The 8,114-nt window shown below is 73.3% G+C and carries 7 protein-coding genes; 2 read left to right on the top strand and 5 right to left on the bottom strand.

The window, feature by feature from the left end:
* The first annotated feature begins 138 nt into the window (after positions 1 to 138).
* A complete protein-coding gene (locus CCN35_RS04305; protein ID WP_067396152.1) occupies positions 139 to 1,584 on the top strand; it encodes a PAS domain-containing protein in 1,446 nt (481 codons plus the stop codon).
* A gap of 424 nt (positions 1,585 to 2,008) precedes the next feature.
* Here the strand turns inward: CCN35_RS04305 and pdxH are convergent, their stop codons facing one another.
* Entirely contained in the window at positions 2,009 to 2,638 is a 630-nt protein-coding gene (gene pdxH / locus CCN35_RS04310; protein WP_067396150.1) for a pyridoxamine 5'-phosphate oxidase, read from the bottom strand.
* A gap of 446 nt (positions 2,639 to 3,084) precedes the next feature.
* On the opposite strand from pdxH, the gene CCN35_RS04315 reads away from it, so the two are divergent.
* A complete protein-coding gene (locus tag CCN35_RS04315) occupies positions 3,085 to 4,185 on the top strand; it encodes a citrate synthase 2 (RefSeq protein WP_086791565.1) in 1,101 nt (366 codons plus the stop codon).
* On the opposite strand, the gene CCN35_RS04320 is transcribed toward CCN35_RS04315, so the two are convergent.
* The 4 genes from CCN35_RS04320 to CCN35_RS04335 all read right to left on the bottom strand — a co-directional run.
* Positions 4,164 to 4,865 (bottom strand): TetR/AcrR family transcriptional regulator, encoded by a 702-nt coding sequence (locus CCN35_RS04320; protein WP_079129770.1) that lies wholly within the window; start codon positions 4,863 to 4,865, stop codon positions 4,164 to 4,166. The two genes, CCN35_RS04315 and CCN35_RS04320, sit on opposite strands and share 22 nt — an antisense overlap.
* Positions 4,853 to 5,587: an enoyl-CoA hydratase family protein gene (locus CCN35_RS04325; protein ID WP_067395967.1), complete on the bottom strand. Its 735-nt coding sequence runs from the start codon at positions 5,585 to 5,587 to the stop codon at positions 4,853 to 4,855. Before CCN35_RS04325 ends, CCN35_RS04320 begins: the two co-directional genes overlap by 13 nt.
* On the bottom strand, positions 5,584 to 7,185 hold the full coding sequence (locus tag CCN35_RS04330; protein WP_067395964.1) for a 4-coumarate--CoA ligase family protein: 1,602 nt from the start codon (positions 7,183 to 7,185) through the stop codon (positions 5,584 to 5,586). The genes CCN35_RS04325 and CCN35_RS04330 overlap by 4 nt, the downstream gene beginning before the upstream one ends.
* Positions 7,186 to 7,258: 73 nt before the next feature.
* Positions 7,259 to 8,114: acyl-CoA dehydrogenase family protein (locus CCN35_RS04335; RefSeq protein ID WP_143631373.1), on the bottom strand; the 856-nt coding region annotated here is incomplete at its 5' end.

Below are 8,114 nucleotides of genomic sequence, written 5' to 3' on the forward strand. Positions count from 1 at the left end.
GTCGTCCTCGATGTCGTCCTCGATGTCGTCCTCGATGTTGCGGAAACCCGGTGTGCCCTGGGTCACGTTGAAGTTGAATGACAGCCAGTGACCGATCCGACGCGCCGTACGCGCGGACGCAGCCTGCAGGGAGTCCAGGTGAGTGCTTCCCCGCGAAGTGGGGCCACCGACGAACTGGGACCGGACGAGCCCGAACCGGAGCGGGGCGGTCCGCCGGACGCGGACCGCCCCGCCGGCCACGACGGCTCCGATCTGCTCGCCGCCCTCCTCGACGGCATGGACGCCGCTCTGTGCGCCTTCGACGCCGACGGGGTCGTCACCCACTGGAACCGCGAGGCCGAGCGCATCCTCGGCTGGACCGCGGCCGAGGCCGTCGGCCGGCGCGGCCTGGCCGGCTGGGCCGTGCGCACCGCGGACGCCGAGGAGGTCGAGGGGCGGCTGATGGCCGCCATGCACGCCCCCGGACGGCAGGTGCACGAGTTCGCGCTGCTCACCAAGGACGGCGGTCGCGTCCTCGTGCGCACCCAGTCCGCGGCCGTGCGCGGCCCCGACGGCAGGCCCGCCGGGCTGTACTGCGCCTTCAGCGAGGTGCACACGCAGATCGACCTCGAGCGGTCCATCGCGCTCAGCGAGGCCCTGTTCCAGGACGCCTCCTGGGGGGTCGTCCTCGTCGACGCCGATCTGCGGCCCGCCGTGGTCAACGCCCATGCCGCCCGGGCCTTCGGCACCGGGCGCACGGCGGTCCTGGGCCGGCCGCTCGGTGAACTGCTCTCCGAGGGCGTGGAGGAACTCGAGAGCGCGCTCACCCATGTCCTCGCGGAGGGCACCCCGCCCGCCCCCGCCGACATCCGGGTGAGCGTGCGCACCCCGCGGGGCGGCAGGCGGCGCTGCTGGCGCAGCGGGTTCGTCCGGCTCTCCTCCCCGCTCGCCGAGGAACCGGTGCCGCTCGGCGTCGCCTGGCTCTTCGCCGACGTCACCGAGGCCAGGCAGGCCGAACAGGAGGCGTCCCTGCTGCGGTTCCGCAGCAATCAGCTGCACCGGGCCGCCCGCGCCGCCGCCGAGTGCGAGGACCCCGCCGAGGCCGCCGCCGTCCATCTCGACTTCGCCCTCGCCGGCTTCGCCGACCACGCCCTGATCGACCGTGTGGCGGACGGGCGGGCCGCCCCGGCCGACGAGCAGGCGGCGGCGCCGGTCCGGCTGGTGCGTGTCGCGGCCGCCCCGGCCGACGGCTCCGGCCCCGGTCCGTTCACCGGGCGGTCCGGTCTGCCCGTCCGCTATGCCGAGGGTCATCCCGCCCTGCAGTGCGTCGACCGCGTCGGCTCCGTGCGGGCCACCGCCGGCGCCGTCCCGCCCGAGCGGGCACGTGCGTGGGCCGAGGCCCACCAGTGGCCGGCCGACACCGTGCACGCCCTGTGCACGGTGCTGCGCAGCCGCGGGCGCACCCTGGGCGTCGTGACGTTCCTGCGCGGCTCCGCCCGCTCCCCCTTCGCACGCCCCGACACGGTCTACGCCGAGAGCGTGGCCGCGCACATCGCCGCGGCCCTGGACCTGGCGGCGCTGCGGACGACGGAGAAAAGCCCCTGAGCGGGGACGAGACGGGGACGGAAGCCCGGTTTCCGGCAGAGCGGTCAACAACCCGTAAAACCGGTTGATTGGCTCTTGGCCGCTTCCTAGGGTGTGACGCACGCGGGAAGGAGGTGATCGGGTACATGAGTGAAACCCGGACACGCGAGGTGGCTGCGGGCTAGCGGCCCGTCACCACACTCCAGTGCAGTGCCGGGCCGGCACGTGAGAGACGCGTGCAGCCGGCCCAATCCACACAGTCACCCGACCCGCGGGCTCGCCGGTAGGTCCGGCCGGCTCCTCCGCCGCCAGGCGGGGGATCCGAGCCCGCGGGTTGTCCGTGTGCGCACCCCTTCCCCGCGGACGACGGCCCGCTCAGGGGCCTTTCAGCCCCTCCAGGGGCTCGAGGGGCCTTTCAGGGGCCCAGGGGCCCGGTTCAGGGTTTTCAGGGGCTCAGCCGCTCCACCCGCCAGCCTCCGTCCGCCTCGGCGACGTACCGCAGACGGTCGTGCAGCCGGTTCTCGCGGCCCTGCCAGAACTCCACCGCATGGGGGACGACGCGGAAGCCGCCCCAGTGGGGCGGGACGGGGACCTGTTCGCCCTCGGGATAGCGGGCGGCCAGTTCGGCGTAGGCGGCGTCGAGCTCCTCGCGCGTGGCGACCACCGCGGACTGGTTGCTGGCCCAGGCGCCCAGCTGGGAGCCGTGCGGACGGGTGCGGAAGTACGCGGCGGTCTCGTCGCGGCCGGTGCGGTGGGCCACGCCCTGGACGATGACCTGGCGGGCCATGGGGTGCCAGGGGAAGAGCAGGGAGACGTACGGGTTCTGGGCGAGGTCGCGCGCCTTGCGGGACCTGTAGTTGGTGTAGAAGACGAAGCCCCGTTCGTCGAAGGACTTCAGCAGCACCGTGCGGGAGCTGGGCCGGCCCTCGGCGTCCGCGGTGGAGACGACCATGGCGTTGGGTTCGAACAGCCGGCCCTCGGTGGCGGCCTGCCGGAACCAGCGGGCGAACTGGGCCACGGGGGTCTCGGCCAGGTCCGCCTCGGTCAGGCCCTCCTCCCGGTAGTGCTTGCGCATGGAGGCGAGGTCGAAGGGAGCGGTCTCCTCGGCTTCTCCGGCTTCCCGGTGGGTTCGGTCGGTTCGGTCGGTCACGCGGTCATACTGCCGTACCGCAGCGGCATCCCTGCGGGGTGCCCCGGGTCGGCGGACGGCCCGTCGACCGGCCCGGTGACCCGCCCGGTGAGCGGCCTGGTGACCGCCCCCGTGACTGGCACCGGGTGCCGGTGGACCTCCCTTTCCGTGGCACCCGGCGTTATGGTGCTGCTGCCGTACCGGTGCGGTGACGGCCACCGGCACGGTCCTCACCGGGGTGCCCGCCCACGGCCCGCGTACGACCCGCGAGTGACCAGCTCCCGGCCGTGGACCCGACCGGCGGACACCCGCTTCCGACCTCTCCGACACCCGACCCGGCCACCGTCCCCCCATCGCCCCATCTGTCGCACAGATCCACGAGGAGCCGCCTGATGTCCGATTTCGTACCCGGACTCGAGGGAGTCGTCGCGTTCGAGACGGAGATCGCCGAACCGGACAAGGAGGGCGGCGCCCTGAGGTACCGGGGCGTCGACATCGAGGACCTCGTCGGCCATGTCTCCTTCGGCAACGTCTGGGGGCTGCTGGTCGACGGTTCCTTCAACCCGGGCCTGCCGCCCGCCGAGCCGTTCCCGATCCCCGTGCACTCCGGTGACGTCCGGGTGGACGTCCAGGCGGCGCTGGCGATGCTCGCCCCGGTGTGGGGACTGAAACCGCTGCTGGACATCGACGTGGAGCAGGCGCGCGAGGACCTGGCGCGGGCCGCCGTGATGGCGCTGTCGTACGTCGCCCAGTCGGCGCGCGGGCAGGGGCTGCCGATGGTGCCGCAGCGGGAGATCGACAAGGCGAACTCGATCACCGAGCGGTTCATGATCCGCTGGCGGGGCGAGCCGGACCCCAAGCATGTGGCGGCCATCGACGCCTACTGGACGTCCGCCGCCGAGCACGGCATGAACGCCTCCACGTTCACCGCCCGGGTCATCGCCTCCACCGGCGCCGACGTGGCGGCCGCCCTGTCGGGCGCGGTGGGCGCGATGTCGGGACCGCTGCACGGCGGTGCGCCCTCCCGCGTCCTCGGCATGATCGAGGAGATCGAGCGGACCGGGGACGCCATGGGGTACGTCAAGAGGACCCTGGACCGCGGTGAGCGGCTGATGGGCTTCGGCCACCGGGTGTACCGGGCCGAGGACCCCCGTGCACGCGTTCTGCGCCGTACCGCCCGGGAGCTCGGCGCCCCGCGGTACGAGGTCGCCGAGGCGCTGGAGAAGGCCGCCCTGGAGGAGCTGCACAACCGCCGCCCGGACCGGGTGCTGGCCACCAACGTCGAGTTCTGGGCGGCGATCGTGCTGGACTTCGCCGAGGTGCCGCCGCAGCTGTTCACGTCGATGTTCACCTGCGCGCGCACGGCGGGCTGGTCGGCGCACATCCTGGAGCAGAAGCGGACGGGGCGGCTGGTGCGGCCGACGGCCCGCTACGTGGGTCCCGGTCCGCGCAGCCCGCGGGAGGTCGAGGGCTACGAGGACCTCGTGCGCTGAGCCGGGTCCCCGGGCGGGGTCTCCCCGCCCAGCGCCTGCTCCAGCAGGGTCGTCCACTGGGCCACGATGCGTTCGCGGCGGGCGGTGTCGTCGGTGAGGAGGTTGGCCAGGCCCAGGCCGCGGGCCATGTCGAGGAAGCCCTGGACGGTCTCGCGGGTGCCGGGGCGGGACTCGTCCGCGCCCAGCAGCTCGACCGCTATGCGGTGGGTCTCGCGGCCCACATGGGCCTCCAGCTCGGTGACCCGGGAGCGCAGCTGGTCCTCGTTGGAGGCGGCGACCCACAGCTGGAGGGCGGCACGGAAGAGAGGGCCGGTGTAGAGGTCGACGAGAGCGGCGACCACGGCCCGCCGGTCGCCGGCCGCGCCCTGCGGGAACAGTGCCCGCAGGGCGGTGGACCGCTCCTCGGCGACGTACTCGACGGCGGCGGTGAACAGGTCCTCCCGGGTGGGGAAGTGGTGCTGGACGGCCCCTCGGGAGACCCCGGCGCGCTCGGCGACCACGGACACGGTGGAGCCGGCCCAGCCGTGTTCGGCGAGGCAGTCCACGGCAGCCTGCAAGAGCCGCTGCCGGGTGACACGGCTGCGGTCCTGCTTGGGGACGCGCTCGGCGCGGTCCGTGCGTTCTGTGCGGTCCGTGAGTGCGGCGCGGCCCGCGCGTACCTGTGTGGTCACACCACCCATGAGGGATCCCGTCGTTCGAGGAAGGCCGTCATGCCCTCGCGCGCCTGTGCGGAGGAGAACAGCCGGGCCGAGAGCGCGGTCAGATCGGCCGCGTCCCGGTCGAAGGCTTCCAGCACCCTAGCTGCGAGCAATCGTTTCGTCTCGGCCAGGGCCTGGGGACTGGAGCGGCGCAGGCCGTCGAGCACCGGCTCCAGCACGGCGTCGACGTCGTCCCCGGCGGCCGTCACCAGGCCGGTCCGGACGGCCTCGGCCGCGTCGAAGCGCTCCCCGGTGAGGACGTAGCGGGCCAGGGCGCGCGGGTCGGCGCGGGGCAGGAGCGGCAGGGAGATCACGGCGGGGGCGACCCCGATGCGCACCTCGGTGAAGGCGAAGGTGGCCCGGTGCGAGGCGACCGCGATGTCGCAGGCGGCGAGCAGGCCGAGGCCGCCGGCGCGGACGTGCCCGTCGACACGGGCGACGACCGGCCGGGGCAGGGCGACGATCTGCCGCAGCAGGCCGGTCAGGGCGTCCGGGCGGGGAGGGTCGCGCAGATCGGCGCCCGCGCTGAAGGTGGTGCCGGTGTGGGTGAGGACGACCGCGCGGACCTCGTCGTCCTCGGCGCAGTCGGCCAGTGCGGCGGCGAGTTCGCCGACGAGCGCCGCCGACAGGGCGTTGCGGTTGTCCGGCGAGTCCAGGCTGAGCGTTTCGACGGCACGCGTGCGCGTGCGTCCGACCAGGGTCACGGCGTCTCCTCCGCTCCCGCTTCCGGTGCCTTCCGCGGCTCCCGCAGTTCCCGGCGCAGGATCTTCCCGGAGGCGGCGCGGGGCACCTCGTCGATGAAGGTGACGCGCCGGACGCGTTTGTAGGGGGCGACGCGCTCGGCGACGTACATCATGACCTCTCCCTCGGAGAGGGAGCCGGCGGCCGGCCGGCGCACCACGTATGCGTGCGGCACCTCGTTGCCGTCGGCGTCGTGGCTGCCGACCACGGCGGCGTCCACGATGTCCGGATGGGTGAGCAGCAGGGCCTCCAGTTCGGCGGGGGCCACCTGGAAGCCCTTGTACTTGATCAGTTCCTTGACCCGGTCGACGACGAACAGCCAGCCGTCGCGGTCCACGTATCCGACGTCGCCGGTGTGCAGCCAGCCGTCGGCGTCGATCATCCCGGCGGTGGCGTCGGGCCGGTTGAGGTAGCCCTTCATCACCTGCGGTCCGCGGATCAGGATCTCTCCGGCCTCGCCGGCGCCGAGGTCCCTGCCGGGCTCGGAGAGGGAGACGATGCGCATCTCGGTGCCGGCGATCAGCCGGCCGACGGTGCCGGGCGGCGCCTTGTGCAGGGCGTCCAGGGGGACGACATGGGTGCCCGGGGACAGTTCCGTCATGCCGTAGGCCTGGCCCACCGGCGGCAGTCCGAGCCGTTGTGAGCAGGCCGCCGCCAGCCGGGCGTCCAGGGGGGCCGCCGCGCTGATGACGTACCGCAGCGACGACAGGTCGTACCGCTCCACGGCCGGGTGCTTGGCGAGGGCGAGGACGATCGGCGGGGCCACGTACAGGTTGGTGATGCGGTGGTTCTGGATGGCCGCGAGGAAGGTGTCCAGCTCGAAGCGGGGCAGGACGACGACGGTGGCGCCCTTCCGCAGAGGGGCGTTCATCAGGGCGGTGAGGCCGTAGATGTGGAAGAACGGAAGCACCGCGAGGATGCGGTCGCCGGGGCCGGTCGTGATCGCGGGGTCGAGCTGGGCGAGGTTGGTGGCGATCTGCCGGTGGGTGAGCATCACGCCCTTGGGGGTTCCGGTGGTCCCCGAGGAGTACGGCAGCGCCGCCACGTCCTCGGCCGGGTCGATGGCGACCTCCGGCTCGGGGGCGGTGGAGCCGAGCATGTCGATGATCGAGCGGTGTCCGTCCGCGCTGTCGCAGACGAAGATCTCCTCGACCCCGCCCGCGAGGGCGGCGGCCCGCTTCGCCGTCTTGAGCAGCGGGGAGACGGTCACGATCCAGCGGGCCGCGCAGTCCTTCAGCTGCCGGGCGAACTCCTCGGCCGTGGCGAGCGGGTGGGCGGTGGTGACCGAGGCGCCCGCGCGCGTGGCGGCGTAGAAGACCACGGGGTAGGACACCGTGTTCGGGCTGTGCAGGGCGAGGACGTCGCCCTTGCGTATGCCGGCCTCGGCGAGCGCGGCGGCGATACGCCGGTGGAAGCGGTCCAGCTGTTCGTAGGTGAGAGTGGTGCCGTCCGTGCCGTCGATCAGCGCGGGGGCGTCGCCGAACCGGTCGGCGTGCCCCAGCACGGCCTCGTGGATGGGCAGCTCCACGGCCGGAACGTCTGCGTACTCGCTGCGGAACACGGTTCCTCCTCGCACGCCGGCGGACGTCTCAGTACGGCTCAGCTCAGTGGGGCTCGGTGCGGCTCAGCACGTCTCAGTACGACTTGGGCAGGCCCAGGGTCTGGTGGGAGACGTAGTTGAGAATCATTTCCCGGCTCACCGGGGCAATGCGGGTCACCCGTGCGGCGGTCACCAGGGAGGCGAGTCCGAACTCGCGGGTGAGACCGTTGCCGCCCAGGGTGTGCACGGCCTGGTCGACGGCCCGTGCACAGGCCTCCCCGGCCGCGTACTTGGCCATGTTGGCGGCCTCGCCCGCGCCCATGTCGTCCCCGGCGTCGTACAGGTGGGCGGCCTTCTGGGTCATCAGACGGGCGAGTTCGAGGTCGATGTGGGCCTGGGCGAGCGGGTGGGCGATGGCCTGGTGGGCGCCGATGGGCGTCTTCCAGACGGTGCGTTCGCGCGCGTACTCCACGGCGCGGGCCAGGGCGTAGCGGCCCATGCCGATCGCGAAGGCGGCCGTCATGATGCGTTCGGGGTTGAGTCCGGCGAACAGTTGCAGCAGCCCCGTGTCCTCTCCGCCGGGGGCGTGGGAGGGACTTCCGCCGACGAGCGCGTCGGCGGGCAGCCGGACGTCGTCCAGGACGAGCTCGAACTGCTTCTCGGCGGCGTGCAGTTCCATGTCGATGGGCCGCCGCTGGAAGCCCTCGGCGTCCGGCGGGACGATGAACAGGCAGGGCTTGAGACGTCCGGTGCGGGCGTCCTCGGTGCGGCCGACGATCAGGACGGCGTCGGCGATGTCGACCCCGGAGATGAACACCTTGCGGCCGGTGAGCAGCCAGTCGTCGCCGTCGCGGCGGGCGGTGGTGGTGATGCGGTGGGAGTTGGAGCCGGCGTCGGGCTCGGTGATGCCGAAGGCCATGGTGCGGGTGCCGTCGGCGAGGCCGGGCAGC

This window comes from Streptomyces thermovulgaris (assembly GCF_002155915.1).
Lineage (GTDB): Bacteria > Actinomycetota > Actinomycetes > Streptomycetales > Streptomycetaceae > Streptomyces > Streptomyces thermovulgaris.

Bases quoted from the DNA above. Each gene is read 5' to 3' on its own strand.
- pdxH (WP_067396150.1), bottom strand. From the start codon at position 2,638: ATGCGCAAGCACTACCGGGAGGAGGGCCTGACCGAGGCGGACCTGGCC.
- CCN35_RS04315 (WP_086791565.1), top strand. From the start codon at position 3,085: ATGTCCGATTTCGTACCCGGACTCGAGGGAGTCGTCGCGTTCGAGACG.
- CCN35_RS04320 (WP_079129770.1), bottom strand. From the start codon at position 4,865: ATGGGTGGTGTGACCACACAGGTACGCGCGGGCCGCGCCGCACTCACG.